A 26,788-nucleotide genomic window follows, 5' to 3' on the forward strand; every position below is an offset into this window, starting at 1 on the left:
GCCCCGATCGGGTGACTGCGGGGAGGGAAGTCACGTCGGGATGAAGGTGCATTCGAGCCGCGCCGCGGCGATCGACCGCGGCAGGATCGGGCGGGTCCTCGCAAGGACCACGGACAGGCTGCGGGCAGGCTCTGGTGGAGCGAACCCTGCAGGAGAGGGAGCCCCTCCGCTTCCCACACGATCACCCCTGCCCCCCGGCGGCGCAAAGGCCGCCCGGTCACCTTCTGGCCATCGGAAAGTAATTGCTAACCGATCGCAATAAGACGCCCGCGCGCCTCGCCCCGGCTCACCCGAATGACACACTCCGAGCCCCGGCACCCCTAGGGCACACCGACCGGACACGTGGCCACGGAGGGAGCCGGGACCCTCTCCAACAAGCCGTTTCGGGGTCCGGAGACCCACAGAAGTACGCCCCGCAACAACGGCCGAAAGAGGCCACTGGCACATGCCCCGGTCCGGCCGCTCCAGCACCGTGATCCACTGGCCGACGGGCACCTTCGTACGAGGTTCGCGCATCCTGACGGCACTGCCTTGATACTGGCCTCGGGACCGCGGATCCCAGCGGCGCCCAGCCTTGCCGATGTCACCAGGAGGTACCCGTGAAGATGCTGATCAACGTCGCGGAGACGGTCGTAGCGGACGCGCTGCGGGGCATGGCGGCCGCGCATCCCGAGCTGACGGTCGACGTCGAGAACCGCGTGATCGTACGCAGGGACGCCCCGGTCGACGGGAAGGTCGCCCTCGTCTCCGGCGGGGGATCCGGCCATGAGCCGCTGCACGGCGGATTCGTGGGTCCCGGCATGTTGTCGGCGGCCTGCCCCGGTGAGGTGTTCACCTCGCCCGTGCCGGACCAGATGGTGCGTGCGGCGGCCGCCGTGGACAGCGGTGCGGGGGTGCTGTTCATCGTGAAGAACTACACGGGGGACGTCCTCAACTTCGACATGGCCGCCGAGCTCGCCGAGGACGAGGGAATCCAGGTCGCCAAGGTGCTCGTCAACGACGATGTGGCCGTCACCGACAGCCTGTACACGGCGGGACGGCGCGGCACCGGCGCGACGCTCTATGTGGAGAAGATCGCCGGGGCCGCGGCCGAGGAGGGCATGCCGCTGGAGCGGGTCGAGGCGATCGCGCGGCAGGTGAACGAGAACGCGCGGAGCTTCGGGGTCGCCCTGAGCGCCTGCTCCACGCCCGCCAAGGGCAGCCCCACCTTCGATCTGCCGTCCGGCGAGCTGGAGTTGGGCGTCGGCATCCACGGGGAGCCCGGACGTGAGCGGCGCCCGATGATGACGTCGAGCGAGATCGCGGCGTACGCCGTGGACGTGGTGCTCGAAGACCTCGCCCCCCGGAACCCCGTGCTCGTGCTCGTCAACGGCATGGGGGCCACTCCCCTCCTGGAGCTGTACGGCTTCAATGCCGAGGTCCAGCGGGTTCTCACCGAGCGCGGCGTCGTCGTGGCGCACACGCTGGTCGGCAACTACGTGACCTCGCTGGACATGGCGGGGGCCTCCGTCACCCTGTGTCAGGTCGACGAGGAGCTGCTGCGGCTCTGGAACGCCCCGGTGCGTACCGCGGGGCTCCGCTGGGGTATCTGATCTTTGTCAGGCCCCCACCCTCACCACGTACCACTCGCGTCACTTTTCCAACTGTTCTACCGCGCAAGGAGTTTCCGTGCTCGATGCCGCATTCTTCCGTCAGTGGCTGACCTCGGCCGCCGCACTCGTGAACCGGGAGGCGCAGCGGCTCACCGAGCTGGACTCGCCGATCGGGGACGCCGACCACGGCAGCAATCTGCAGCGCGGGTTCGCCGCCGTGGTGACCACGCTGGAGAAAGACGCTCCCGCCACGCCGGGGGCCGTGCTCACCCTCGCGGGGCGGCAGCTCATCTCCACCGTGGGGGGTGCCTCGGGGCCGCTCTACGGGACGCTGCTCCGGCGTACCGGCAAGGCGCTCGGTGACGCCGCCGAGGTCAGCGAGCAGGAGTTCGCCGACGCGCTGCGCACCGGCGTCGACGCCGTCAGCGCGCTCGGCGGTGCGGCGCCCGGCGACAAGACCATGCTGGACGCCCTCGTCCCCGCGGTCGACGCGCTCGCGGAGTCGTTCGACGCGGCGCGCGCCGCCGCCGGCGAAGGCGCCCTGGCCACGACGCCTCTGCAGGCACGCAAGGGGCGGGCCAGTTATCTGGGCGAGCGCAGCATCGGTCACCAGGACCCCGGGGCGACCTCGTCGGCGCTCCTCTTCGACGCGCTCGCGCAGACCGCGGAGGCCCGCCGTGACTGAAGAGAAGCTGGTCGGCATCGTTCTCGTCTCGCACAGCGGCCCCGTCGCCGAATCCGTCGCCGCCCTCGCCGTGGGGCTCGCGGGCGGCGGGACGACCGCGCCCGTGGCCGCCGCGGGCGGCACCGAGGACGGTGGCCTGGGCACGAGCTCGGAGCTCGTCGCCGCGGCCGCCGCGAAGGTGGACGGCGGTGCGGGCATCGCGATCCTCACCGACCTGGGCAGCGCGGTCCTGACCGTGAAGGCCCTGATCGCCGAGGGCGACGAACTCCCGGAGGGCGCCCGCCTGGTGGACGCGCCCTTCGTGGAGGGCGCGGTCGCGGCGGTGGTGGCCGCGTCCGCGGGCGCCGACATCGCGGCGGTGGAGGCCGCGGCGGCGGAAGCGTACTCCTACCGGAAGGTGTGAGAGCGGCCGGTTCCGGCGGTCAGTTCTGCCGGAGGAACTGCCGGGCCAGCGCGTCACCTCGGGTGACCGCGGCCCGGTGGTTCTCGATGGGGGACGCCTTGGGGCCGTTGAAGACGATGTAGGTGACACCCGCGGCGGTGCCGCCGGACCTGGGGTCGGGGCTGATGCCGAGCGACTTCGCCGCCGCGTACGACGCCTCGCCGATGAGTTCGGTGGGCCCGGTGTCGCCGACGACGGCATACAGGACCTTGCCCTGGTAGATCACGGCGGCCACCGAGCCGCCCGTGATGCCGTGCTTCGCGTGGCTCCAGCGGCGGCTCGGGCCCGGCACGACGACGTACGGGAGGCGTTCCGCGCTCAGCTGGCGGCCGTTGGACTCCTGGAACGCGGTGGCGTCGAGGAACAGCGGGTCCGTGCGCCGGTTGCAGGCCCTGCCCGGCCGGCCGTCGCAGTCGATGTCCATGTCGGCCTTCCAGAACACCGCGCCCCGCTTGCCGCAGACGGGGATGTTCGCGCGGGCTCCGTCGTCCGTACGGCACTTGCCGCGCGAGACCTGTGCACAGGCTCCGGTCTTGGCGAGGAGTGCGGCAGCGGACACGGACCCCTCCTGGACGGCCGCCGAAACTGAACTCCCGTTGAGCCGGGCCGGCTTCCCGCCTGGTTCACTCTCCTGCGGGTATGCCGTGGCGGGCAGGCACACGGGGGCGAGCAGGGCGGCTCCGGCGGCGACGGCGAGCGCCGCGGTTCTGGTGCGCACGAGAAAAAGACCTTCCCTCAGGGGTAACTGACGGCCGGTCGGCCGGGTGGCGGCCGACGGCCTGAAGCACGTGACCAGACATCCCAAGCTGCCCCGGGTCCTACACCTCGGCTCCGTTCGAGGTCCGGACGGCGCACGTCGCACCCTGCGGTCCGCACGCGCACCTCTTGATGTGCACCCGACACCTGTGTCAAATAGGTCCGGACCAATGCCGCCCGAACGGAAGGCACGCCCGTGCGACGGACCCCCCACCTGTCTGCCCTCCTGGCCGTCACCGCCTGCGCCCTCACCGCCTGCGCGTGGGGCGGGGACCAGGACACGAAGGACGTGCGGCCCCCGGCCGCCCCCAGAGGCCTCACGGTCCAGGCGGGCAGCGCCACAACCGCCCACGTCATGTGGAACCGGGCGACGGACGACACCGGAGTCACCGGCTACGACGTGTACCGGGGCGCCACCCGGGTCAAGCGCGTGCCTGGCGACAAGCACATGGTCGACGTCGTCGGCCTGAGGCCGTCCACCACCTACACCTTCACGGTCCGCGCCCGCGACGCCGAGGGGAACGTCGGTCCGGCCGGCAAGAAGCTGACGGTCACCACGCCCGCCGCGGCCACCGCCGACCGCAGGCCGCCCTCCCGGCCCGGCTCACCGCGGGGCACGGTCGAGGGGAGCCGGGCGGTGACGCTGTCCTGGGGAGCCTCGAAGGACGACCAGGGCGTCGCGTCGTACGAGATCTACCAGGGCACGTCGAAGATCCACAGCGTGGCCGGGGGCGAGCACCGGACCCTCGTCACGGGGCTGCGGCCGGGCACGGACTACCGCTTCACCGTCAAGGCGCTCGACGCGGCCGACAACGCCTCCCCCGCGAGCCGCCCCGTCCGCCTCACCACCGCGGCGGGCCGGGACGACGGGCGGGGCACGGCGCCGACGGACTTCCGCGCGAAGACCCGCCGGGCCGACGGGGCGTACTACATCGACCTGGCATGGACGCCGCCGGACACCGGCGGCGCGGTGGCGGAGTATCAGATCCACCTCGACGGGAAGAACGCCACCTCGCTGGTGTTCGGCGGCACGGCGCCCCGCAAGAAGGCCACGCACAGCTTCTACGTGGGCAGGGAACCGGGCGACACCCACCGCGTGAAGCTCCGGGCCAAGCTCCCCGACGGGACGTGGGGCGGCTACTCCCCCGAGCGGACGGTCACCACCGGCCGATGACCTTGACACCGGGTCAGCTGTCGGCCGTACGAAGGATTCCGTCACCTGCCCGGTGGCTGTCCGCATGCGGCATAGGCGAACGGCACGTTGGCTCGTCGTCAGGTAGCACGGGCGCTTCCCTACCCTCGGCGGCGCACGGGACGTACCGCCTCCCGTGCCACCGGAGGGCAGACTCATGCGCACCACCCAGATATTCGTCCGCACCGGCCTGACCATCGCCGCCGCGGCTGCGCTTCCGCTGGCACTGACCGCTCCGTCGGCGTTCGCCGCCGCAGGAGGGATCACGGTGACCGCCACGGGATCGACGGTCACGGTGACCACGGCCGCCTGCCCCGACGGAGGCAACGCCGCGCTGTTGAGCAACGGCGAGGCGAGCTTCGCCCAGGGCAAGCAGATGGAACTGACAGGCGGCAGCGCCTCCTGGCAGAACGTCAGCACCGGCGTCCATACGGTGGCCGTGATCTGCGAGGACGGCACGACGGCCGGCTCGCAGTCGGTCACCGTCGGGGCATCACCGACCACCTCGTCCACGAGGGCGCCCGCGCGCGGCGTCAGAGGTGGTCTCGGCGGCGGCAGCGAGGACTACGGCACGACCGCCCTCGTCGCGGGCGGAGCCCTCGTGGCCCTGGCCGCGGGCGGTGGCGGCGCCTGGTACCTGCGTCGCCGGGGCGTGCGGCACCGGCTCTGAATCCAGGGCCACGAAGGCGGCTGCCGCCGGCCTTGACTCACGTCGGGGCCGGCGGCAGCCGTCGTGCGCGCCCGGGGCCGTGTCAGGCCTCCGGCGCCCCGAGGTCCTCCAGCGTCCGCTCGAGCCACCGCGTCCAGAACGTCTCCAGGTCGATCCCGGCCCGCAGCACCACATGCCTCAGCCGGTCCTCCACCGCGTCCTTGCCCGGCGGGAAGTCCCGGCTCTCGATCTCCTCGTACTCGGCCAACTGCTGCCGGTGCAGGGTGAGATGGCGGCGCAGGTCCGCCTCGATGCCGTCCGTGCCGACGACCGCCGCGGCCCGCAGGCGCAGCAGGAGCGTGTCCCGCAGCGGCTTGGGGTCCTGGCTCGCGGCCGTCCAGCGGGCCAGCTCGGCGCGGCCCGCGGGCAGGACCTCGTACTCCTTCTTCTGCCCGCGGGTCGCCTGCTGCTGCTCCAGGGCGCGGATGGCGCCGTCCCGCTCCAGTTTCCCCAGCTCACGGTAGATCTGCTGGTGCGTGGCCGACCAGAAGTAGCCGATCGACTTGTCGAACCTGCGGGTCAGCTCGAGCCCCGACGAGGGCTTCTCTAGCAGAGCGGTGAGGATCGCGTGCGGGAGTGACATGGCGGCCATCCTAGGTACGGCGTCCGGAGCGGGCGCCCTGGGTCACAGGGCCGCGGCCAGCTCCGTGCCCTGCTTGATGGCCCGCTTGGCGTCCAGCTCGGCCGCCACGTCCGCGCCCCCGATGAGGTGCGCGCTGTGCCCGCCGGCCAGCAGCTCCTCGTACAGGTCGCGGCGCGGGTCCTGGCCCGAGCAGAGGACGACCGTGTCGACGGGGATGACCGTGGACTGTCCGTCGACCGTGATGTGCAGGCCCGCGTCGTCGATGAGGTCGTAGCTCGCGCCGGGGACCATGGTGACGCCGCGGTGGCGCAGCTCGGTGCGGTGGATCCAGCCCGTGGTCTTGCCGAGGCCCTGGCCGACCTTGGACGTCTTGCGCTGCAGGAGGTGCACGGAGCGCGGCGGGGTGGGACGGTCGGGCGCGGTCAGGCCGCCGCGGTCCTTGTAGTCCATGTCGACGCCCCACTGACGGAAGTACGTCGCCGGGTCGAGGCTCGCCTTGTCGCCGCTGTCGGTGAGGTACTCGGCGACGTCGAAGCCGATGCCGCCCGCGCCGATGATCGCGACCCGCTCCCCTACCGGCGCGCTGTCGCGCAGCACGTCGAGGTAGCCGACCACGCTGGGGTGGTCGATGCCGGGAATCTCGGGGGTACGGGGGCTGACGCCGGTGGCGACGACCACTTCGTCGTACGCGGCCTTCGCGAGCTCTTGCGCCGTGGCCCGGGTGTTCAACTGGACGTCCACGCCGTGCAGTTCGAGCTGGGTGCGGAAGTAGCGCAGGGTCTCGTCGAACTCTTCCTTGCCGGGCACCTTGCGGGCGACGTTGAGCTGGCCGCCGATCTCGGACGCCGCGTCGATGAGCGTGACGTCGTGGCCGCGCTCGGCCGCCGACACCGCGAAGGCGAGCCCGGCCGGACCCGCGCCGACGACGGCGACACGCTTCTTGGTGCGGGTCGGCGCGAGGACGAGCTCGGTCTCGTGGCAGGCGCGCGGGTTCACCAGGCAGGAGGTGATCTGCAGGTTGAAGGTGTGGTCCAGGCAGGCCTGGTTGCAGCCGATGCAGGTGTTGATGGCGTCGGACTGCTCGGCCTGCGCCTTGGCGACGAAGTCCGGGTCGGCGAGGAGCGGGCGGGCCAGGGACACCATGTCGGCGGCGCCGTCGGCGAGCAACTGCTCGGCGATCTCGGGGGTGTTGATGCGGTTGGTGGTGACGAGCGGCACGGAGACCTTGCCCATCACCTTCTTGGTGACGAAGGTGTACGCGCCGCGCGGCACCGATGTCGCGATGGTGGGGATGCGTGCCTCGTGCCAGCCGATGCCGGTGTTGATGATCGTGGCGCCCGCGGCCTCGATCTCCTTGGCGAGGTGGACGACCTCTTCGAGGGTCGAGCCGCCGGGGACGAGGTCCAGCATGGAGAGGCGGTAGATGAGGATGAAGTCGGCGCCGACCCGCTCGCGTATGCGGCGGACGATCTCGACGGGGAAGCGGATGCGGTTCTCGTAGGCGCCGCCCCAGCGGTCCTCGCGCTGGTTGGTGGGGGCCGCGATGAACTCGTTGATCAAATAGCCCTCGGAGCCCATGACTTCGACGCCGTCGTAGCCCGCGAGCTTGGCCAGCTCGGCGGCGCGCACGAAGTCCTCGATGGTCTGCTCGACCTCGTCGTCCGTGAGGGCGCGGGGCACGAAGGGGCTGATCGGCGCCTTGATGGCGCTCGGCGCGACGAGGCCCTCATGGTAGGCGTACCGCCCGAAGTGCAGGATCTGCATGGCGATCTTGCCGCCCGCGGCGTGCACGGCCGCGGTGACCCCGGCGTGCTTCTCCGCCTCCGCCTCGGTGGTCAGCTTGGCGCCGCCGCCCCAGGGGCGGCCGAGCTCGTTCGGGGCGATGCCGCCGGTGACGATGAGGCCGACACCGCCGCGCGCACGGGTCGCGTAGAACTCCGCCATCCGCTCGAAACCGTTCGGCGCCTCTTCCAGGCCCACGTGCATGGATCCCATGAGGACCCGGTTGGGCAGGGTGGTGAAGCCCAGGTCGAGCGGGTTCAGCAGGTTCGGGTAGCGGCTCATGCGGGCCCTCCGTACGCGATGGTCGTCAGGACTGTTGTAGACGACGCCCCACACCTTGTGCAACTAGTTGCATAAAGAGTGAGAGGCAGGCCACGTGACCCCTCCGTGCCCGCTATGCCGCTTTCGCCGGAAGATTCACGGTGCGCAACAGGGGATTGACCATTCAACGAGGCACTCCTACGCTCCCCTCACCCCCGCAGGTATATCGATTAACCTCTGGTCGTCATCGCCCTGGTTGGAGACATCCCGCTGTGCGCTCAACGATGAGTCGGCGCGGCTTCCTCGCCGCAGGTTCCGGCCTGGCCGCCGCCACCGCCCTGCCCGCCCTCGCCGGCTGTTCCACGCTGGCGTCGGCGGATTCCGATCCCGACACGCTCGTGGTGCACAGCCAGCTCGGCACCACCGCGCCGGGCTCACCCACGTACCTGTCCGCCCTGAACACCTTCCGGGACGAGAACCCGGGCCTCAAGGTGAAGAACCTCGTCAACGGCGACGACCTCGCGCAGGTCTACGAGACCTCACGGCTTGCCCGCAAGGAGCCGGACGTCGTCATGGTGAACCTTTACGACAAGACGCTGGCCTGGACCGACGTCGGGGCCACCGTCGACGTCAAGGGGTACATGGACGACTGGGGGCTGCGAAAGCGCGTCCTGCCCGTCGCCCTCGACGCCTGGACCGACGGCAAGGGCCGCCTGCGGGCCTTCCCGTACTTCGCCACCAACTGGCCGGTCGCCTACAACACCGCACTGCTCGACGAGGCCGGTGTCGACAAGATCCCCACCACCGGCGACCAGCTGATCTCCGCCGCCCGCAAGCTCCGGGCCAAGGGCATCGCGCCGGTGACCGTCGGCGGCAACGACTGGACGGGCCAGAAGCTCCTCGCCCAGATCATCCAGACCTTCCTCTCCCCCGGCGAGGCACGGAAGGTCTTCACCACCGGGGACTTCAGCGGCAGCCGGGGCGCCCGCGAGGGCATCGAGTACTTCGCCGCCCTGCGGGACGCGGGTGTCTTCGCCGACAAGGCGCAGGGCCTGACCTCGGACACGATGACGACGCAGTTCAACACGCGGGCCGCCGCGATCGAGTCCGCGATGTCCTCGGCGCTCGCCAAGGTCCCGGAGAAGGTCGCCCGGCATACCGAGGTCGGTGGCTGGCCGCTCGCGCCGGACGCCGCGCACGACAAGCCGACCATCCTGCGGACGTACACCCTCATCGGTTTCTGGATCAGCCCGAACGGCACGAAGAAGCTGGACGCCGTCGAGAGGTTCCTGCGCTTCATGTACCACCCGGACACCGTCGCGCGCTTCATCAAGGAGAGCGGCCGCGACATGGCCCTGCGCTCCGACACCCTCAGCACGGACTTCCCGCTGGTCGCCGCGGCGCAGCAGCTCGGCACCGATGTCAGCCAGGCCCTGCTGCCCGATCTGTACGTGCCGCCGGCCGCGACGCAGCCGCTGATCACCGCGACCAGCACGGCCTTCACCCGTGGCACGAGCCCCGCCAAGGTGCGCTCCGTGCTCGAAGCCGCGTACCGCACCGCATGAGCCGCCCGCCCGAGCCGCCCGAGCCTTCTGGGAGTCACCCGAGATGACGACGCCGACGATGTCGACGAACGTGCCGCCGGGCGGGACCGAGGTCCGCCCCGCACCGTCGAAGCCCCCCGTCCGCCAGCGCCGCCAGGAAGGCGGCACGATCCTCGCCGTCCCTGCCCTGGTCTGGTACCTGGTCTTCATGGTCGGCCCGATGATCGCGATCTTCGTGATCGCGGCCCTGCACTGGCCGGGCATGCTCCAGCCGGTGTCGTTCGCCGGGTTCGACAACGTCCGTACGGTCTTCGGCGACCCGGTGTTCTGGGACGCCGTGCGCAATACGGCGGTCCAGCTCGCCGTCGCACTGCCGATCATGATCGTGTGCGCGTACATGCTGGGCTACTACGTGGCGCAGAAGCCGCCGGGCCACCGCGTCCTGCGCTACCTCCTCTTCATCCCCGGCCTGATCTCCACCCCGGCCAAGGCGATGGTGTTCTACGCGGCGCTCTCCCCCGACGGCCTGGTCAACGGCGCGCTGAAGTCGGTGGGCCTCGGTTCGGTGACCGACGCCTGGCTGGCCTCACCGTCGACGGCGCTCGCTTGTCTGATCGTGCTCGACATCTGGGGCGGCATCGGCTTCACCGCCGTCCTGTTCGCGGCCCGGCTCGGCAGTGTGCCCGAGGAGATCGGCGAGGCGGCGCAGCTGGACGGCGCGGGGCACTGGCGGACGATGTGGGGCGTGCACTTCCCGGTCATCCGCGAGTACGTGGGCGTGGTGACGATGCTCCAGTTCCTGTGGACGTTCTTCGGGTCGGCGCAACATGTCCTGCTGCTCACGCAGGGCGGGCCCGGCAGTTCGTCGACCACTCTTTCCTTCCTCGTCTACCAGAAGGCGTTCATCGCGGCCGACCTCGGCTACAGCCAGACGGTCGGCGTGATCCTCTTCCTGGTCGGCCTCGTCGGTCTGCTCGGCATCCGCCGCGCGTTCCGCCAGAACTACTGACGCCGCGCACGCCCCTGATTGACGCCCGATTGACCCCCGATTGGAGCCGGTCACCTTGAAGCACGGAAAGTCCTGGCTGCCCGCGCACATCCTGGCGTGGGCGTACGCGGCACTGCTCGTCGTCCCCCTTTACTATCTGCTCGCCTCGGCCTTCAAGACGAACGACCAGATCTTCGCCAGCCCCTTCTCACTCCCCACCTCGCTGTCCTTCGGCAACTTCAGTACGGCTTTCGAGAGCGCCGATCTGGGGCTCGCCGTCTTCAACTCGGCCCTGGTGACGGCCTTTTCGCTCGCCCTGACGCTGGCCCTCGCGATCCCGGCCGCGTTCGCGATCGCCCGCGCGACGGGCCCGCTCGGCGCGTTCGTGGAGAAGGTCTTCTCGCTGGGCTTCCTCATCCCGACGTTCGCCGCGCTCTTCCCGACGTTCCTGCTCGCGGCGGCGACCGGGCTCTTCCACACCCGCCTGTTCATGGTGCTCTTCCTGCCCGCCACCGCGATGCCGCTGTCCGTCGTCATCCTGGTGCAGTTCATGCGGACCATCCCCAGGGAGATGGAGGAGGCGGCACGGATGGACGGCGCGTCGACGTTCGCGGTGCTGCGGCACGTGTACACGCCGATGTGTCTGCCCGGCATCGCGACGGTGCTGCTCCTGAACTTCCTGACGTTCTGGAACGAGTACCTGTACTCGCTCGTCATCGTCGGCCCCGACCCGTCCCAGCGCACCGTGCAGGTCGCCCTGCCCACCCTCAAGTCCCTGACGGGGACGGATTACGGGGTGCTGACCGCCGGTACGGTACTGACTCTCGTACCGGTATGGGCCGTCTACACGGTGCTGCAGAAGCGGATGCAGCAGGCCCTCGTCAGTGGGGCGGTGAAGATGTGAACGGGTCGAACACATCGGGCAGGGACAGCGGCGGGCGTCCCACGATCAAGGCGGTCGCCGCGGCGGCCGGGGTCTCCACGGCAGCCGTCTCGCAGGCCTTCAACGCCAAGGGCCGCATCTCCGAGCCCACCCGGCGGCGCATCCTGGACGCCGCGGCCGGCCTCGGCTGGTCGCCCAGCGCGACGGCCACGGCGCTGCGCAGCGCGCGCACCCGCACGCTCGCCCTCGTCGTGCGCCGCCCCACCGATGTGCTCGGCGCGGACCCGCACTTCAGCGAGCTGATCACCGGTCTGGAGGGCGAGCTGGCGCCGCGCGGCTACGGATTGCTGCTCCACCTGGTCACCGACGTGGCCGAGGAGAGCGCACTGTACGAACGTCTCGCCGCCGAGGGCCGCGTCGACGGCGCCGTCCTGACCGACGCCCGCGAGGACGATCCGCGCCCGCCGCTGCTGCGCGGCCTGGGTCTGCCCGCCGTGCTCCTCGGCGCGCCCCACCCCGACGCGCCCGTGCCCACGGTGGGTCTGGGCAATCAGGGCGCCGGCATACACGAAGCCGTCGATCACCTCATGGAGCTCGGTCACCGGCGCATCGCCTATGTGGCGGGGCCCGGCGAGCTGCGGCACACGGGGCTGCGCCGGGCGGTCTTCGAGGAGACCCTGGCCCTCAGGGGACTTGAGCCCGCCGCGCTGCTGAGCACCGACTTCTCCGAGGCCGCGGCCGTCGCCGCCACCGAGGAGCTGCTCGGCATGGCGGAGCGTCCCACCGCCGTCATGTACGCCAACGACTCCATGGCGGTGTGCGGCATCGGCGCGGCCCAGCGCGCCGGGCTGCGCGTCCCGGACGACCTGTCCGTCATCGGCTACGACAACCTCCCGATCGGCCGCTGGCTGCATCCGCGCCTGACGACCGTCGACCAGCAGGTGCAGCGGGTCGGCGCGGCAGCCGCGCGTGCGCTGCTCGCGCAGTGCGGCGAGGACGTGCCGCCCGTCGCCCTGGACGATCGCCCGCGTCTTGTCATCCGGGATTCGACGGGGCCCGCCTGACCGCCGATCACCTTTTCACCCTCGTACGGAAAGACCTGAGTACCACCATGCGACGCCACAGCGCCCAGCTCACCCATGACTCCGCCGTCCTGCCCTGGATCGGCGCCAACTTCTGGTCCCGCACCGGCGGTCCGCTGATGTGGCGGAACTACGACCCGAAGACGGTCCGCGAGGAACTCGCCGTGCTGCGTGAGCACGGCATGACGATGACCCGCTCGTTCTTCTACTGGCCGGACTTCCACCCCGAACCGCACCGCGTCGACGAGGAGTTGTGCGAGCGGTTCCGCGACTTCCTCGACGCGCACACCGAGCTGGGCATGGGCACGGTGCCCACCTTCATCGTCGGGCACATGTCCGGCGAGAACTGGGACCCGGTGTGGCGCGGGGACCGGGACCTCTACGAGGACGTGTGGCTGGTCGGCCGCCAGGCGTGGTTCGTGTCGCAGATGACGCGCCGCTTCAAGGACCACGCGGCGGTCACGGGCTGGCTCATCACCAATGAGATGCCGGGCTACGGCCGCATCTACCAGGTGGATCCGCCGTCGAGCGATGTCGTCACCGCGTGGGCGCAGTTCATGTGCGACGCGGTGCGCGCGGCGGGCGGCACCCAGCCGGTGTCGCTCGGTGACGGCGCGTGGGGCATCGAGGTGACGGGCCGCGACAACGGCTTCTCGCTGCGGGACACGGCCGAGTACGTCGACTTCGTGGGCCCGCACGTCTACCGCTCCGACACGGACCGCGTACGGCAGCACTATCGCGCCGCCTTCGAGTGCGAGCTGGCCGCGGTCACCGAACAGCCCGTGGTGCTTGAGGAGTTCGGGCTCTCGACGGACACCGTGTCGGCGGAGAACGCGGGCATCTACTACCGCCAGACGCTCCACAACTCCCTCCTCGGCGGCGCGACCGGCTGGATAGCGTGGAACAACACCGACTACGACGACCTGTGGGACCAGTCGCCGTACGACCACCACCCCTTCGAGATGCACTTCGGCATCACGGACAGCACCAGCACCCCGAAGACTCCGCTCATCGAACTCGCCGCGTTCTCCCAGGTGTTGGGGCAGGTCGACTTCGCGCGTTGCCGCCGTTCGGACGCGGACGCGGCGCTCGTGGTGCCCGCGTTCCTGGAGCGCGGCTACCCCTACAGCCGCCCCGCCGACCGTCCGCTGATCTTCACCTCCCTCCACCAGGGGTACGTCGCCGCGCGCGGGGCCGATCTCCCGGTGGGCCTCACGCGGGAGGCGGACGGGCTGCCCGGTGACGCGTCCCTCTATCTCCTGCCGTCCACCCGGCAGTTGACGACCCGCACCCGGCGCGAGCTGGAGCGGCGGGCCCGCGAGGGCGCCACCGTGTACCTGTCGTTCTGCTCCGGCGAGCACCCCGGGACGCGCGGCCCGTGGTTCGACGACCTGGACGGGCTCTTCGGGGTGGAGCTCCAGCTCTCCTACGGGGTGGCCGAGCCCATCGAGGACGACGTCCTGGAGCTGACGTTCACGGAGGAGTTCGGCGGGATCGCGGCGGGCGAGACGCTGCGCTTCCCGGTCACGGGCAACGAGGACAGCCGCGCCTATCTGCCGGTCGTCCCGACAGGCGCGCGGGTCGTGGCGAAGGACGCGCACGGCCGCCCCGCGCTCCTGATCAACGAGACGGGTCAGGGCCGTACGGTCCTGGCGACGTACCCCTTGGAGCACATGGCCGCGCGCACGGCCCGCGTCAACCCGGAGCAGACGCACCGACTGTACGCAGCGCTCGCCCAACTCGCGGGCGTGGAGCGTCCGGTGACCGTCGACAGCCCCTACGTGTCGGCGGACGTCCTGGTGCACGAGGACGGGCGGCGGTTCGTGTGGCTGGTCAGCCAGTCGGACGAGGAGCTGGCGGTGCGCCCGGCGGCGGACGGTGCGCTGCACGACCTGGAGACGGGTGCGGCGGTGGCGGAGGTGCGGCTCGCCCCGTTCGGCGTGCGCGTCCTCGAACAGCGATGAGCGCGCCGCTGTACCGGGAGGCGGCTGCCCCGGTCGCCGACCGGGTGCGCGACCTGCTCTCGCGGATGACGCTCACCGAGAAGGTGGGGCAGGTCAACCAGCGGATGTACGGCTGGCAGGCCTACGAGCGGACGTCGGATGCCCGGGGAGGCCACCGCCTGACGGACGCCTTCCGTGCCGAGGTCGCCGCGTTCGACGGGATGGGCGCGCTGTACGGACTCCAGCGCGCCGACCCGTGGTCGGGGGTGACGTTCGCGGACGGCATCACCGCGGCGGACGCGGCGCGGGTCGCCGACTCGGTGCAGCGGCACGTCATGCAGAACACCCGGCTCGGCATCCCGGTCCTTCTCGTAGAGGAGGTCCCGCACGGCCACCAGGCCCTGGACGGCACGGTACTGCCGGTGAATCTCGCGGTGGGCGCGACCTGGGACCCGGATCTTTACGAGGCCGCCGCGGCGGGCGCCGCCGCCGAGCTGCGCGCCCGGGGCGGTCATGTCGCCCTCGTCTCGGCGCTCGACCTGGTCCGGGATCCGCGCTGGGGCCGGGCGGAGGAGTGCTTCGGGGAGGACCCGTATCTGGCGGCGCGCTTCACCGAGGCGCTGGTGCGGGGCATGCAGGGCTCCGGCCCCACGTATGCCCCGGACCGGGCGGCGGTCGTGCTCAAGCACTTCGCCGGGCAGGGCGCCACGATCGGTGGCCGCAACAGTGCGGCCACGGAGCTCGGCCCGCGCGAACTGCACGAGATCCATCTGGTCGCGGCGCGGGCCGGTGTCCGCGCCGGGGCGGCGGGCGTGATGGCCGCATACAACGAGTACGACGGCCTGCCGTGCGCGGCCAACCGTGAACTGCTCACCGGCCTGTTGCGCGAGCGCTGGGGGTTCACCGGTCTGGTCATGGCCGACGGTTGCGCGCTCGACCGTCTCCTGCGCCTTGCCGGTGACCCGGTGGCGGCGGGCGCGCTGGCCCTGGGCGCGGGCACGGATCTGAGCCTGTGGGACGGCTGCTTCCCGCGGCTCGCGGAGGCGGTGGAGCGGGGCCTGGTCTCCGAGCAGGCCCTGGACGCCGCGGTGGCCCGCGTCCTGACGCTGAAGTTCCGCCTGGGTCTCTTCGAGCGGCCCTACGTCGGCGAGGGGCGTGCGCACTCCCCCGCCCTCGCGGAGGTGAGTGAACGGCTGGCCCGTGAGTCCGTCGTCCTGCTGAGCCATGACGGAGCCACTCTCCCCTTGACCCCCTCGGCGGCCCTGTCCCGCGTCGCCGTCATCGGCCCCAACGCGGACTCGCTCCCCCAGCAGCTCGGCGACTACACCGCGCCGCAGCGCCCCGGCACGGGGCTCACCGTCCTCGACGGGATCAGGGCGGTCGCTCCGCCGGGCGTCGAGGTGACGTACGCACGCGGCTGCGAGCTGGTCGGCGACGACCGCGGCGGGATCGCGGACGCGGTGGCGGTGGCCGCCGCTGCCGATACGGCCGTACTCGTGCTCGGCGGGTCCAGCGCACGGGAGGCCGACACACGCTTCGACAGCAACGGGGCCGCGGTCGTCGCCTTCGGCGCCCCGGTGGGCATGACGTGCGGCGAGGGCGTCGACCTGGCTGAACTACGGCTGCCCGAAGGGCAGTTGGCGCTGCTTGATGCCGTGGCCGCCACCGGCACGCCCGTCGTCGTGGTCCTCGTCCAGGGCCGGCCGCACGCCGTGCCGGAGCTGTCCGGGCGGGCCGGCGCCGTGCTCTCGGCGTGGTATCCGGGGCCGTGGGGAGGGCGGGCCGTGGCCGACGTGCTCTTCGGGCGCGCGGAGCCCGTGGGGCGGCTCCCCGTCTCCGTGCCGCGCTCGGCCGCCCAGCTCCCGGTGTTCTACAACGTCAAGGATCACGGCTACCGGGGCTACGTGGACCAGCCCGCCGACGCGCTGTACGCCTTCGGCCACGGCCTCTCGTACACGACCGTCGAGTACGGGGAGCCCCGGCTCTCCCGCACCCGGGTTCCGGTCACCGATCCGGCGCTCACCTGCACGGTCGGCGTGACGAACACGGGTGCGCGGGCCGTGCGGGAGACCGTGCAGCTCTACGTGCGCCGGGTCACGGGTGCCACGTCCTGGCCGCGCGTCCGTGAGCTCCGTGGTTTCGCCCGCGTCGACCTGGCCCCCGGTGAACACGCCGAGGTCGCCTTCGTCATCGAGGCGGATACCCTGGCTTCGCTCGACCGCGCTCTGGAGTACGCCGTGGAGCCGGGTGAGCTCCTGCTGGAGACCGGCCCCTCCTCCGCCCGCACGAACGGCGCCCTGCTGACCCTGATGCCCTGGTGACCCTGACACCCTCGTGAGCGTCACGTCCGAATCCCGCCAGCCGCGCGCCCGCGCACCCCGCAGACTTGTGGTGTCACCGGGAAAGAGGGAGCAACTGATGACCAAGGTCATGGCCAAGGCCGTCTACACGACCGTCGACAGCCCGCTGGGCGAGCTGCTGCTGGTCGGCACGGAGTCGGCCACCGCGAACGGCGGCACCGCGCTGGCCGCGCTGTCCCTGCCGGGGCAGAAGGGCGGCGCCGTCGTCCAGGACGGGTGGGTGCGCGACGACGACGCCTTCGCCGTGATCGCCGGGCAGCTCCGCTCGTACTTCGACGGGACGCTCACGCACTTCGACATCGAGTACGTGAGCGGCGTCGGGACCGACTTCCAGGAGCGGGTCTGGCACGCCCTCGACACCCTCCCGTACGGCACGACCACCACATACGGGAAGCTCGCCCAGCAGCTCGGCGTCTCGCGTGCCGCGGTCCGCGCCCTGGGCACGGCGATCGGGCGCAACCCGCTGCTCGTCGTACGCCCCTGCCACCGGGTGATCGGGGCCGACGGCTCGCTGACCGGGTACGCGGGCGGCCTGGAGGCCAAGCAGCGGCTCCTGGACCTGGAGTCGACGCACTAGCGTCCGCTAGCGGCCCCGGTGGCCCAGCCGCTCCGAGAGGTCACCCGCGCCCTTGGCGGCCAGCTCGGCCAGTTCCTGTTCGCGCTGCTCGCTCCAGCGGATCATCGGCACGGAGATGGAGAGCGCCGCGACGACGTTCCCGGCGCTGTCGCGGACCGGGGCGGCCACGCAGCTCACGTCGGGGTTGGACTCGCGGTGTTCGGCGGCGATCCCGCGCTCCCGGATGCCGGCGAGCGCGGAGAGCAGTGCGTCCGGCTCCGTGATGCTGTTCTGCGTCATCGCCACCAACTCCCTCCCGGACAGCCGCGTTTCGAGCTCGGCGGGGGGCAGTGAGGCGAGCAGCATCTTGCCGACCGACGTGCAGTGGGCGGGCAGTTTGCGGCCGGCGGCGGAGACCATCCGGACCGCGTGCGTGGAGTCCACCTTGGCGATGTAGATGACGTCCGTGTCCTCAAGGACCGCCACATGCACGGTCTCGTCGCAGGTCTCGGCGACCTCGCGCGCCACCTGCTGGCCCTCGGCGGCCAGGTCGAGCTGCTCGGCATACCGGCTGCCGAGCTGGTAGGCGCGTACGCCGAGGCGGTAGCGGCCTGTCTGGTCCGGGATCTGGACAAGGTAGGACCGGGCGGCGAGGGTGGTGAGCAGTTCGTGCACGGTGGTGCGCGGCAGCTGGAGTCTGCGGGTGACCTCGGGGGCGGACAGCGTGCCGTCGCCCTCCAGGAACAGCTCCAGTATGTCCAGCGCCCTGGTCACCGCTGGCACCAGTCGTCCCATGGTCGGCCTCCCATCCCATGCGTCCGAAATTGCGCCCACGGCAGGCCCGCGGATGCGTCCGAAACTTCGGTCAACGATCGATATGACGAACACAGGCTAGACACAGCCGCGTTCCCCGCGCAACGGCCCGAGGGCACCTGTGAGCCCAAGACCGTTTCGCGCAACCCATTGACACCCTGCCGCCTGCGTGAATACGGTCACGCCAACATTTCGAACGTGTGACGAAATACCGAACAACCAAGGGGCAACTGCCTTGCGTATTACGGGAATCAGCACGCACGTGGTGGGGACGCCGTGGCGCAATCTCACCTACGTCCAGGTCCACACCGATGAAGGCCTCACCGGAGTCGGCGAGACGCGCATGCTCGGGCGCACCGACGCGCTCATCGGCTACCTCCGCGAGGCGGCGGCCAACCACATCGTGGGGTCCGACCCGTTCGCGGTCGAGGATCTCGTGCGGAAGATGAAGTACGGCGACTACGGCCGGGCCGGCGAGATCGTCATGTCGGGCATCGCCTGTGTGGAGATGGCCTGCTGGGACATCAAGGGCAAGGCCCTGGGCGTGCCGGTCTGGCAGCTGCTCGGCGGGAAGGTGACCGACAAGGTCAAGGCGTACGCGAACGGCTGGTACACCACCGAGCGCACCCCGGAGGCCTATCACAAGGCCGCCCGGGCCGTGGTCGAGCGCGGCTACCGCGCCCTGAAGATCGACCCGTTCGGGACCGGGCACTTCGAGCTCGACCAGGCGGGGACCTCGTACGCGGTCTCGCTGATCGAGGCGGTGCGGGACGCGATCGGCCCCGACGCCGAGCTGATGCTGGAGATGCACGGCCGGTTCAGCCCCTCCACGGCGGTGCGCCTGGCGCGCGAGATGGCGCCGTTCAAGCCCGCCTGGCTGGAGGAGCCGGTGCCGCCGGAGAACCTCAAGGCCCTGGAGAAGGTCGCCGCCAAGGTGGACATGCCGATCGCCACCGGTGAGCGCATCCACGACCGGATCGAGTTCCGCGAGCTCTTCGAGTCGCAGGCCGCCGACATCATCCAGCCAGACCTCGGCCACATCGGCGGCATCCTGGAGACCCGCAAGCTGGCCGCGACGGCGGAGACGCACTACACGCTGATCGCGCCGCACAACGTCGGTGGCTCGGTGCTCACCGCGGCCTCGCTGCAACTGGCCGCCTGCACGCCCAACTTCAAGATCCTTGAGCACTTCAACGACTTCGCGGACGCGGAGATCAAGAAGGTGGTCAAGGGCGCGCCCCAGGTGGTCGACGGCTACTTCGAGGTGTCGCACGAGCCGGGCCTCGGCGTCGAGCTCGACACGGACGCGGCGGCCGAGTTCCCGCAGCAGCAGGCCCGGTTCGACCTGTGGGCCGAGGGCTGGGAGAAGCGCGCCCCCAAGGCGGCCGGGAAGTGAGCGGCGACTCCCGCGCGATCGTCGTCGACCGGCCGGGCTCGCACCGGCTCACGGTCGGCGCACGCCCCGAACCGGGGCCCGGGGACGTCCTGGTGCGGGTGGCCGCCGCCGGGATCTGCATGAGCGACCGCGAGGTGTACGACGGTCACCGGGACGCCGCCTATGTGCGCTATCCGGTGATCCCCGGCCACGAGTGGTCGGGGACGGTCGAGGCCACCGGCGAGGGTGTCGATCCGGCGCTCGTCGGACGGAAGGTCGTCGCCGAGGGGTTCCGCGCCTGCGGCACCTGCGAGCGCTGCCGCGAGGGCGAGACGAGCCTGTGCGGCGGCGGGTACGCGGAGACCGGGTTCACCGAGCCCGGCGCCTTCGCCGACCATGTGGCCGTCCCCGCGCGCCTGTTGCATCTCCTGCACCCGGACGCGGACCTGGCCGCCGCCGCCCTGCTTGAACCCGCCGCGGTGATCGCGGGCGCGGTGCGGACGGGACGGCCCAGGCCCGGCGAGCGGATCGCGGTGGTCGGCGCGGGCACCCTCGGGATGCTCGCGGTGCAGCTGCTCGCCGCATCGTCGCCCGGTGAGCTCGTCGTGATCGACCCGCGGGCCGAACGCGGCCGCCAGGCGCTGGACTTCGGGGCAACCGAGAGCCTGACGCCCGCCGAGGCGGAGGCGTACCACGGCCGTTTCGATCTGGTGGTGGAGACCGCGGGCGCGCCCAGCACGGCGGCGTCCTCCTGTCTCCTCGCGCGCAGGGGCGGCCGGGTGGTGCTGACCGGCATGTTCACTCCGGGCGCCGTCGGCATCGATCCGGTGCATCTCTCGCTGAGCCAGCTGGAGGTGCGCAGCGTCTTCGGCGCGCCGTCCTTTGCCTGGTCGGACGCGGTCCGCGCGTTCGGGCTCGGCCTGCTCGACCCGGCACCGCTCATCACGCACGAGTTTCCCCTCGAGCGGTTCGGCGAGGCGGTGGCGCTGGTCGGCGGCGGTGACCCGAAGACCGGGAAGGTGCTGCTTCGCCCCTGACCCCCGGGTGGGCGCCGGCCCGTACCGCCGTCCGCCCACCGAACCGGCCAACGTACGAAATATCGAACACAGCAGCATTCACAGCGTATGGGAGTCCCGTGACCAGCCCGTCAGCACCCCGCCGCCCCGGCGTCGACGCCCTCGCCCGCATCGGGCACCCCGTACCCGCCATCGACCCGGCCGACGCGTCCCCGCACGCGTTTCCCGACGGTGGCACCTGGCGCACCGAGATCCCCTCCGTGGAAGGACCCGAGGCGCTGGCCGTCGTCCTCAAGGAGAGCTCGCGGCTCGACGTGCCGATCCACCGGATCAGCCAGGGCAGCGGCATCTGGATGCTCTCCGACGACGAGATCACCGAGATGGTGGAGGCCTGCGCCGAACGGGACATCGAGCTCTGCCTGTTCACCGGGCCGCGCGGCACCTGGGACATCGGCGCGGCGACCCGCACCGACTCCGGTGGCGGCGGCCTTCGTTCGCGCGGCCATGACGCGCTCGCCGGATGCGTCGAGGACGCCGTGCGCGCCACGGAGCTGGGGGTGCGCTGCCTGCTCGTCGCCGACGAGGGCGTGCTGTGGACGCTGCACCGGCTGCGGGTGGCCGGTGTGCTGCCCGCCGACACCACGTTCAAGGTGTCGGCCCTGATCGGACCGGTCAACCCGGCCTCGTACGCGGTCTACGAGCGGCTCGGCGCCGATTCGCTCAACATCCCCTCCGACCTCACCCTCGACCACCTCACGGAGATCCGCCGGGCAAGCCGCGCCCCGATGGACCTGTACATCGAGGCGCCCGACGACCTCGGCGGCTACGTCCGGATGTACGAGGCGGCCGAGCTGATCCGGCGCGGTGCCCCGCTCTACCTCAAGTTCGGCCTGAGCAAGTCCCCCGGCATCTATCCCTACGGTGCCCACCTGCGCGACCACACCCTGGACACCGCCCGCGAGCGGGTACGCCGGGGCCGCCTCGCCCTCGACCTGCTCGCCCGGCACGGAGCGGACGGCGGAATGTCGCCGCTCGGATCGCGCCTGCCCGGCGACCTCCAGCGCTTCCCCGTCCCGGAAGGGGACTGACCCATGAGCACCCGCATATCCAGAAAAGTACGTCTCACGGCGGCCGTGGCCACCGCCGTCCTGCTCGGCTCGCTGACCGCCTGCGGCCAGGAGGCCAAGGGCGGCAGCCGCTACCAGCCGGACGAGGGCAAGGGCAGCACCATCGGCCTCGCGATGCCCACCAAGGCCTCCGAGCGGTGGATAGCCGACGGCAACAACATGGCCAAGCAGTTCAAGAAGGCCGGATACAAGACCGATCTGCAGTACGGCGACAACAAGGTCGAGAACCAGATCGCCCAGCTGGAGAACATGATCACCAAGGGGCGCAGCCTCCTCGTGGTAGCCGCCATCGACGGCTCCGCGCTCAGCGAGGTCCTCCAGCGCGCGCACGACGCGGGCATCCCCGTGATCTCGTACGACCGCCTCATCCTCGGCACGGAGAACGTCGACTACTACGCGTCGTTCGACAACGAGCGTGTCGGCCGTCTGCAAGCCCAGTACATCGTCGACAAGCTGAAGCTGGGCAAGCCGGAGAAGGGCGGCGACACGCACAACATAGAGCTGTTCGCGGGTTCGCCGAACGACAACAACACGAAGTACTTCTGGAACGGCGCCATGAAGGTGCTCGAGCCGTACTTCAAGAGCGGCCAGCTCACCGTCCGCAGCAAGCAGACGAAGATGAACCAGGCCACCACGCTGGACTGGGACGGCGGCACCGCGCAGAAGCGCATGGATGACCTGATCAGCAAGAACTACGGCTCGGCGAAGGTCGACGCGGTCCTCTCGCCGTACGACGGGATCTCGATCGGGATCATCTCCGCGCTGAAGAGCGCGGGGTACGGCTCCAAGAGCGAGCCGCTGCCGGTGATCACGGGGCAGGACGCGGAGCTGGCGTCGGTGAAGTCCATCATCCGGGGCGAGCAGACGCAGACGGTGTTCAAGGACACCCGCAAGCTGGCAGCGCGGGCGGTGTCCATGGGCGACGCGGTCCTGAACGACAAGAAGCCGAAGGTCAACAACACCAAGGACTACAACAACGGCAAGAAGACCGTGCCGTCCTTCCTCCTCGATCCGGTCAGCGTGGACAAGTCCAACACACAACTCCTGGTCGACGAGGGCTACTTCAAGGCTGGGCAGCTCAAGTGAGCGCGCCCGTGCTGGAGATGCGCAACATCACCAAGACGTTCCCCGGCGTCAAGGCGCTCTCCGACGTGAATCTGACCGTGGGCCCCGGGGAGATCCACGCGATCTGCGGCGAGAACGGCGCGGGCAAGTCGACACTGATGAAGGTCCTCAGCGGCGTCCACGAGCACGGCAGTTACGACGGCGAGATCCACTTCGAGGGCCGGCGGATGGCCTTCAAGGACATCCGCGCCAGCGAGAAGCACGGCATCGTGATCATCCATCAGGAGCTGGCGCTCGTCCCGTATCTGTCCATCGCCGAGAACATCTTCCTGGGCAATGAACAGAGCAGCCACGGCTTCATCGACTGGAACGACACGCTGCGCAGGGCCAGCGCCCTGCTCAAGCGGGTCGGCCTGAGCGAGAAGCCGCAGACCCCGGTGGCCGACATCGGCGTGGGCAAGCAGCAGCTCGTGGAGATCGCCAAGGCCCTGTCCAAGGAGGTGAAGCTGCTCATCCTGGACGAGCCGACGGCCGCGCTGAACGACGAGGACAGCGCCAAGCTGCTCGACCTCATCCTGGAGCTGCGCGACCAGGGCATCGCCTGCATCATCATCTCGCACAAGCTGAACGAGATCCGGGCCATCACCGACTCGGTGACGATCCTGCGCGACGGACGGACCATCGAGACCCTGACGGTCCGTGAGACCCCGTCGTCCGAACCGCAGGTGGCCGAGGACCGCATCATCCGCGGGATGGTCGGCCGCGACCTCGACCACCGCTTCCCCGACCGCACGTCCTACGAGGGCGAGGACGCGGGAGCCCTTGCCCTGTCCGTGCGGGGCTGGACGGTGCGGCATCCGGTCGACCACCAGCGCAAGGTCGTCGACGACGTGTCGCTGACCGTGCGGCGCGGCGAGATCGTCGGCATCGCGGGCCTGATGGGCGCGGGCCGCACGGAGCTCGCGATGTCCGTCTTCGGGCGTTCCTACGGTCAGTACGTCGCCGGCACGGTGGCCGTCGGCGGGCGCGAGGTCGTGACGAAGAACGTGCCCGCGGCGGTCGACGCCGGGATCGCGTACGTCACCGAGGACCGCAAGACGTACGGCCTGAACCTCATCGACAACATCAACCGGAACATCTCCCTCGCCTCGCTCTCGGGCATGCGGCGCCGGGACGGGTTCGTCGACGAGCACCAGGAACGCTCCGTCTCCGAGCGCTACCGCAAGTCGATGAACATCAAGGCCCCCACCGTGTTCGAGCAGGTGGGGCGGCTCTCCGGCGGCAATCAGCAGAAGGTCGTCCTGAGCAAGTGGATCCACGCCGACCCCGAGGTGCTGATCCTCGACGAGCCGACGCGCGGCATCGACGTCGGCGCCAAGTACGAGATCTACACCGTCATCGACAAGCTGGCGGCCTCGGGCAAGGCGGTGCTGTTCATCTCCTCCGAACTGCCCGAGCTGCTCGGGATGTGCGACCGGATCTACACGATGGCCGAGGGCCGGCTGACCGGTGAGGTCGACCGCGCGGACGCCACCCAGGAACTCCTGATGCGCCACATGACCAAGAACAGAAGCTGAGGCATCCGCCATGACCACCACGACCACGCCACCACGCGACACCTCGTCCACGCCGCCCGCCAAGGAATCCGCCCGTGATCTGCTGCTGCAGAGCGTGCGCTCCAACATGCGCCAGTACGGCATGCTCGTCGCCCTGGCCTTCATCGTCGTCCTGTTCCAGATCTGGACCGACGGCACGCTGCTCCTGCCGAACAACGTCTCCAACCTGATCCAGCAGAACGGCTACATCCTCATCCTGGCCATCGGCATGATGATCGTCATCATCGCCGGGCACATCGACCTGTCCGTCGGCTCACTGGTCGCCTTCGTCGGCGCCATGTCGGCGGTGATGATGGTCAAACACGACATGCCCTGGGTGCTCGCACTCGTCCTGTCGCTCCTCATCGGCGCGGTCGCCGGAGCGTGGCAGGGCTTCTTCATCGCCTACGTCGGCATCCCGTCGTTCATCGTGACCCTGGCCGGCATGCTGCTCTTCCGCGGTCTCACGCAGATCGTCCTGGAGGGCCAGTCGCTCTCGCCGTTCCCCGAGGGCTTCCAGAACATCGCCAAGGGGTTCATCCCCGAGATGGGCCCGTACACGCAGTACCACAACCCGACCCTCGTGCTGGGCCTCGTGACGGTCGCGTTCCTGCTCTTCCGTGAGTGGCGCAGCCGCAAGCAGCAGCTCGCCTACGACCTCGACGTGACACCGACGGGCCTGTGGGTGGCCAAGCTGGTGGCGATCTCCGCCGCCGTCATCGCCTTCACGCTGACCCTCGCGAGCTTCCACGGCGTGCCCGTCGTGCTGCTCATCATGTGCGGCCTCCTCATCGCCCTCGGCTACGTGATGCGCAACGCGGTCGTCGGACGCCACGTCTACGCCCTCGGCGGCAACAAGGCGGCGGCGAAGCTGTCCGGCGTCAAGGACAAGCGCGTCACCTTCCTGATCTTCGTGAACATGGGTGTGCTCGCCGCGCTCGCGGGCTGTGTGTACGCGGCACGTCTGAACGCGGGCACCCCGCAGGCGGGCCTGAACTTCGAACTGGAGGCGATCGCCGCCTCGTTCATCGGCGGCGCGTCGATGAGCGGCGGTGTGGGCACGGTGATGGGCGCCGTGATCGGCGGCCTGGTGCTCGGCGTCCTCAACAACGGCATGTCCCTGGTCAACATCGGCACTGACTACCAGCAGGTCATCAAGGGCCTGGTGCTGCTCGCCGCCGTCGGTTTCGACGTCTGGAACAAGCGCAAGGTCGGTCGCTAGTCCTCTCCCCACCTTCCCTGTCTGGAGATGCACATGGAAACGAGCAGACGCACCGTCCTGGCCTCGGCCGCCGCCGTCGGACTCACCGCCGGCGTCGCGGGCACCTCGTACGCCTCGGCGGGCCGCACGCCCACCAAGGAGCTCTTCGGCAAGCTGGCCGACGGCACCAAGGTGTACCGCTGGTCCCTGGCCAACGGCGGCACCCGTATGAAGGTCCTTTCGTACGGCGGCATCGTGCAGTCCCTGGAACTCCCGGACCAGCACGGCCGGTACACCAACGTCTCCCTCGGCTACGACACCATCGAGGCCTACGTCGCCGGGACGACGTTCTTCGGCGCCCTCATCGGCCGCTACGGCAACCGCATCGCCAAGGGCCGCTTCACCCTGGACGGCACGACCCACCAGCTCTCCGTGAACGACGGCGAGAACAGCCTGCACGGCGGGGCCAAGGGCTTCAACACGCGGGTGTGGGACGTCGATCCGTTCACGGACTCGACCGGCGTCGGCCTGCGTCTGCATTACACGAGCGTCGACGGCGAGATGGGCTACCCCGGAACGCTGCGGGTGACCGTGACGTACACGCTCACCGCGCGCGGCGACTGGCGCATCGACTACAAGGCGACCACGGACAAGGCCACCGTGGTGAACCTGACGAACCACACGTACTACAACCTCGCCGGCGAGGGCAGCGGCGACATCCTCGGCCATGAACTGGCCCTGGCCGCGGCCCGGTTCACCCCCACCGACGCCGGTCTCATCCCGACGGGTGAGCTGGCGAAGGTGGCGGGCACGCCCTTCGACTTCCGGCGTGCGAAGACGGTCGGCGAGGACATCCGGGTCTCGCACGAGCAGCTGGTGACCGCCAAGGGCTTCGACCACAACTGGGTCCTGGACAAGGGCATCACGAAGCGCCCCGAGCACTTCGCGACGCTGCGGGACCCGGAGTCGGGGCGCACCCTGAAGATCGCCACGACCGAGCCGGGCGTGCAGTTCTACTCGGGGAACTTCCTGGACGGAACCCTCACCGGGCCCTCGGGGCGCACCTACCGGCAGAGCGACGGTCTCTGCCTGGAGACCCAGCACTTCCCGGACTCCCCCAACCAGCCGAAGTTCCCCTCGACGGTGCTGCGGCCCGGCCAGACATACCGGTCCAGCACGGTGCACAGCTTCTCGGCGCGCTGAGCCGCGCCCTGGCCCCGAGAGGACACACCTTGCAC

General features: G+C 70.5%; 23 protein-coding genes. 19 read left to right on the plus strand and 4 right to left on the minus strand.

Annotation, left to right across the window (positions count from 1 at the left end; all coding sequences use genetic code 11):
- Positions 1-599: 599 nt before the first annotated feature.
- The 3 genes from dhaK (at position 600) to AB0E78_RS32490 (ending at position 2,680) form a co-directional block, all read left to right on the plus strand.
- Positions 600-1,592, plus strand: coding sequence for a dihydroxyacetone kinase subunit DhaK (dhaK, locus tag AB0E78_RS32480; RefSeq protein ID WP_361840165.1), 993 nt, complete (start codon positions 600-602; stop codon positions 1,590-1,592).
- Between the two features lie 76 nt (positions 1,593-1,668).
- Entirely contained in the window at positions 1,669-2,277 is a 609-nt protein-coding gene (gene dhaL, locus AB0E78_RS32485; RefSeq protein ID WP_361840167.1) for a dihydroxyacetone kinase subunit DhaL, read from the plus strand.
- Entirely contained in the window at positions 2,270-2,680 is a 411-nt protein-coding gene (locus AB0E78_RS32490) for a PTS fructose transporter subunit IIA (RefSeq protein ID WP_361840169.1), read from the plus strand. The genes dhaL and AB0E78_RS32490 overlap by 8 nt, the downstream gene beginning before the upstream one ends.
- A 19-nt stretch (positions 2,681-2,699) precedes the next feature.
- Here AB0E78_RS32490 and AB0E78_RS32495 read toward each other — a convergent pair whose 3' ends face one another.
- Entirely contained in the window at positions 2,700-3,437 is a 738-nt protein-coding gene (locus AB0E78_RS32495; RefSeq protein ID WP_361840171.1) for a glycoside hydrolase family 75 protein, read from the minus strand.
- Positions 3,438-3,671: 234 nt separating this feature from the next.
- On the opposite strand from AB0E78_RS32495, the gene AB0E78_RS32500 reads away from it, so the two are divergent.
- The gene (locus tag AB0E78_RS32500) at positions 3,672-4,649 is read left to right on the plus strand and encodes a fibronectin type III domain-containing protein (RefSeq protein ID WP_361840174.1); all 978 of its coding nucleotides are present in this window, start codon (positions 3,672-3,674) and stop codon (positions 4,647-4,649) included.
- Positions 4,650-4,824: 175 nt separating this feature from the next.
- Positions 4,825-5,337 (plus strand): hypothetical protein, encoded by a 513-nt coding sequence (locus AB0E78_RS32505; RefSeq protein WP_361840177.1) that lies wholly within the window; start codon positions 4,825-4,827, stop codon positions 5,335-5,337.
- Positions 5,338-5,419: 82 nt separating this feature from the next.
- Here AB0E78_RS32505 and AB0E78_RS32510 read toward each other — a convergent pair whose 3' ends face one another.
- Both AB0E78_RS32510 and AB0E78_RS32515 read right to left on the minus strand, forming a co-directional pair.
- The gene (locus AB0E78_RS32510) at positions 5,420-5,959 is read right to left on the minus strand and encodes a PadR family transcriptional regulator (protein WP_361840180.1); all 540 of its coding nucleotides are present in this window, start codon (positions 5,957-5,959) and stop codon (positions 5,420-5,422) included.
- Positions 5,960-6,001: 42 nt separating this feature from the next.
- On the minus strand, positions 6,002-8,023 hold the full coding sequence (locus tag AB0E78_RS32515) for an NADPH-dependent 2,4-dienoyl-CoA reductase (RefSeq protein ID WP_361840183.1): 2,022 nt from the start codon (positions 8,021-8,023) through the stop codon (positions 6,002-6,004).
- Between the two features lie 251 nt (positions 8,024-8,274).
- Between AB0E78_RS32515 and AB0E78_RS32520 the strand changes: the two genes are divergently transcribed.
- The 7 genes from AB0E78_RS32520 (at position 8,275) to AB0E78_RS32550 (ending at position 17,379) form a co-directional block, all read left to right on the plus strand.
- On the plus strand, positions 8,275-9,567 hold the full coding sequence (locus AB0E78_RS32520) for an ABC transporter substrate-binding protein (protein WP_361840185.1): 1,293 nt from the start codon (positions 8,275-8,277) through the stop codon (positions 9,565-9,567).
- Positions 9,568-9,610: 43 nt separating this feature from the next.
- Positions 9,611-10,555, plus strand: coding sequence for a sugar ABC transporter permease (locus AB0E78_RS32525; RefSeq protein WP_361840188.1), 945 nt, complete (start codon positions 9,611-9,613; stop codon positions 10,553-10,555).
- Between the two features lie 55 nt (positions 10,556-10,610).
- Positions 10,611-11,438, plus strand: a complete 828-nt coding sequence (locus AB0E78_RS32530; RefSeq protein WP_361840191.1) for a carbohydrate ABC transporter permease — start codon at positions 10,611-10,613, stop codon at positions 11,436-11,438.
- Positions 11,435-12,481, plus strand: coding sequence for a LacI family DNA-binding transcriptional regulator (locus tag AB0E78_RS32535; protein WP_361840194.1), 1,047 nt, complete (start codon positions 11,435-11,437; stop codon positions 12,479-12,481). Before AB0E78_RS32530 ends, AB0E78_RS32535 begins: the two co-directional genes overlap by 4 nt.
- A 47-nt stretch (positions 12,482-12,528) precedes the next feature.
- Entirely contained in the window at positions 12,529-14,463 is a 1,935-nt protein-coding gene (locus AB0E78_RS32540; RefSeq protein ID WP_361840197.1) for a cellulase family glycosylhydrolase, read from the plus strand.
- Positions 14,460-16,763, plus strand: a complete 2,304-nt coding sequence (locus tag AB0E78_RS32545; RefSeq protein ID WP_361840200.1) for a glycoside hydrolase family 3 N-terminal domain-containing protein — start codon at positions 14,460-14,462, stop codon at positions 16,761-16,763. The genes AB0E78_RS32540 and AB0E78_RS32545 overlap by 4 nt, the downstream gene beginning before the upstream one ends.
- Before the next feature lie 97 nt (positions 16,764-16,860).
- Positions 16,861-17,379: a methylated-DNA--[protein]-cysteine S-methyltransferase gene (locus tag AB0E78_RS32550; RefSeq protein WP_361840203.1), complete on the plus strand. Its 519-nt coding sequence runs from the start codon at positions 16,861-16,863 to the stop codon at positions 17,377-17,379.
- Positions 17,380-17,385: 6 nt separating this feature from the next.
- Here AB0E78_RS32550 and AB0E78_RS32555 read toward each other — a convergent pair whose 3' ends face one another.
- Positions 17,386-18,153, minus strand: coding sequence for an IclR family transcriptional regulator (locus tag AB0E78_RS32555; RefSeq protein WP_361840205.1), 768 nt, complete (start codon positions 18,151-18,153; stop codon positions 17,386-17,388).
- A gap of 253 nt (positions 18,154-18,406) precedes the next feature.
- Between AB0E78_RS32555 and AB0E78_RS32560 the strand changes: the two genes are divergently transcribed.
- From AB0E78_RS32560 to AB0E78_RS32590, 7 genes are all read left to right on the plus strand, one after another.
- Positions 18,407-19,567 (plus strand): mandelate racemase/muconate lactonizing enzyme family protein, encoded by a 1,161-nt coding sequence (locus AB0E78_RS32560; protein ID WP_361840208.1) that lies wholly within the window; start codon positions 18,407-18,409, stop codon positions 19,565-19,567.
- The gene (locus AB0E78_RS32565) at positions 19,564-20,583 is read left to right on the plus strand and encodes an alcohol dehydrogenase catalytic domain-containing protein (RefSeq protein ID WP_361840211.1); all 1,020 of its coding nucleotides are present in this window, start codon (positions 19,564-19,566) and stop codon (positions 20,581-20,583) included. Before AB0E78_RS32560 ends, AB0E78_RS32565 begins: the two co-directional genes overlap by 4 nt.
- Positions 20,584-20,681: 98 nt before the next feature.
- Complete coding sequence (locus tag AB0E78_RS32570; RefSeq protein ID WP_361840214.1) at positions 20,682-21,650, plus strand: hypothetical protein; 969 nt, start codon at positions 20,682-20,684, stop codon at positions 21,648-21,650.
- A 3-nt stretch (positions 21,651-21,653) separates the two neighbouring features.
- The gene (gene chvE, locus AB0E78_RS32575; RefSeq protein WP_361840216.1) at positions 21,654-22,775 is read left to right on the plus strand and encodes a multiple monosaccharide ABC transporter substrate-binding protein; all 1,122 of its coding nucleotides are present in this window, start codon (positions 21,654-21,656) and stop codon (positions 22,773-22,775) included.
- A gap of 17 nt (positions 22,776-22,792) precedes the next feature.
- Complete coding sequence (gene mmsA / locus AB0E78_RS32580) at positions 22,793-24,331, plus strand: multiple monosaccharide ABC transporter ATP-binding protein (RefSeq protein WP_361840518.1); 1,539 nt, start codon at positions 22,793-22,795, stop codon at positions 24,329-24,331.
- A 10-nt stretch (positions 24,332-24,341) separates the two neighbouring features.
- Positions 24,342-25,571, plus strand: coding sequence for a multiple monosaccharide ABC transporter permease (mmsB, locus tag AB0E78_RS32585; RefSeq protein ID WP_361840219.1), 1,230 nt, complete (start codon positions 24,342-24,344; stop codon positions 25,569-25,571).
- Positions 25,572-25,604: 33 nt separating this feature from the next.
- Positions 25,605-26,753: an aldose epimerase family protein gene (locus AB0E78_RS32590; RefSeq protein ID WP_361840221.1), complete on the plus strand. Its 1,149-nt coding sequence runs from the start codon at positions 25,605-25,607 to the stop codon at positions 26,751-26,753.
- Positions 26,754-26,788 lie beyond the last annotated feature (35 nt).

Origin of the sequence: Streptomyces sp. NPDC032198, assembly GCF_040636975.1 — a bacterium.
Lineage (GTDB): Bacteria > Actinomycetota > Actinomycetes > Streptomycetales > Streptomycetaceae > Streptomyces.

Coding starts and splice junctions, on each gene's coding strand:
- AB0E78_RS32540 (WP_361840197.1), top strand. CDS start 12,529: ATGCGACGCCACAGCGCCCAGCTCACCCATGACTCCGCCGTCCTGCCC.
- chvE (WP_361840216.1), top strand. CDS start 21,654: ATGAGCACCCGCATATCCAGAAAAGTACGTCTCACGGCGGCCGTGGCC.
- AB0E78_RS32545 (WP_361840200.1), top strand. CDS start 14,460: ATGAGCGCGCCGCTGTACCGGGAGGCGGCTGCCCCGGTCGCCGACCGG.
- AB0E78_RS32590 (WP_361840221.1), top strand. CDS start 25,605: ATGGAAACGAGCAGACGCACCGTCCTGGCCTCGGCCGCCGCCGTCGGA.
- AB0E78_RS32515 (WP_361840183.1), bottom strand. CDS start 8,023: ATGAGCCGCTACCCGAACCTGCTGAACCCGCTCGACCTGGGCTTCACC.
- AB0E78_RS32505 (WP_361840177.1), top strand. CDS start 4,825: ATGCGCACCACCCAGATATTCGTCCGCACCGGCCTGACCATCGCCGCC.
- AB0E78_RS32555 (WP_361840205.1), bottom strand. CDS start 18,153: ATGGGACGACTGGTGCCAGCGGTGACCAGGGCGCTGGACATACTGGAG.
- AB0E78_RS32510 (WP_361840180.1), bottom strand. CDS start 5,959: ATGTCACTCCCGCACGCGATCCTCACCGCTCTGCTAGAGAAGCCCTCG.
- mmsA (WP_361840518.1), top strand. CDS start 22,793: ATGCGCAACATCACCAAGACGTTCCCCGGCGTCAAGGCGCTCTCCGAC.
- AB0E78_RS32550 (WP_361840203.1), top strand. CDS start 16,861: ATGACCAAGGTCATGGCCAAGGCCGTCTACACGACCGTCGACAGCCCG.
- AB0E78_RS32525 (WP_361840188.1), top strand. CDS start 9,611: ATGACGACGCCGACGATGTCGACGAACGTGCCGCCGGGCGGGACCGAG.
- mmsB (WP_361840219.1), top strand. CDS start 24,342: ATGACCACCACGACCACGCCACCACGCGACACCTCGTCCACGCCGCCC.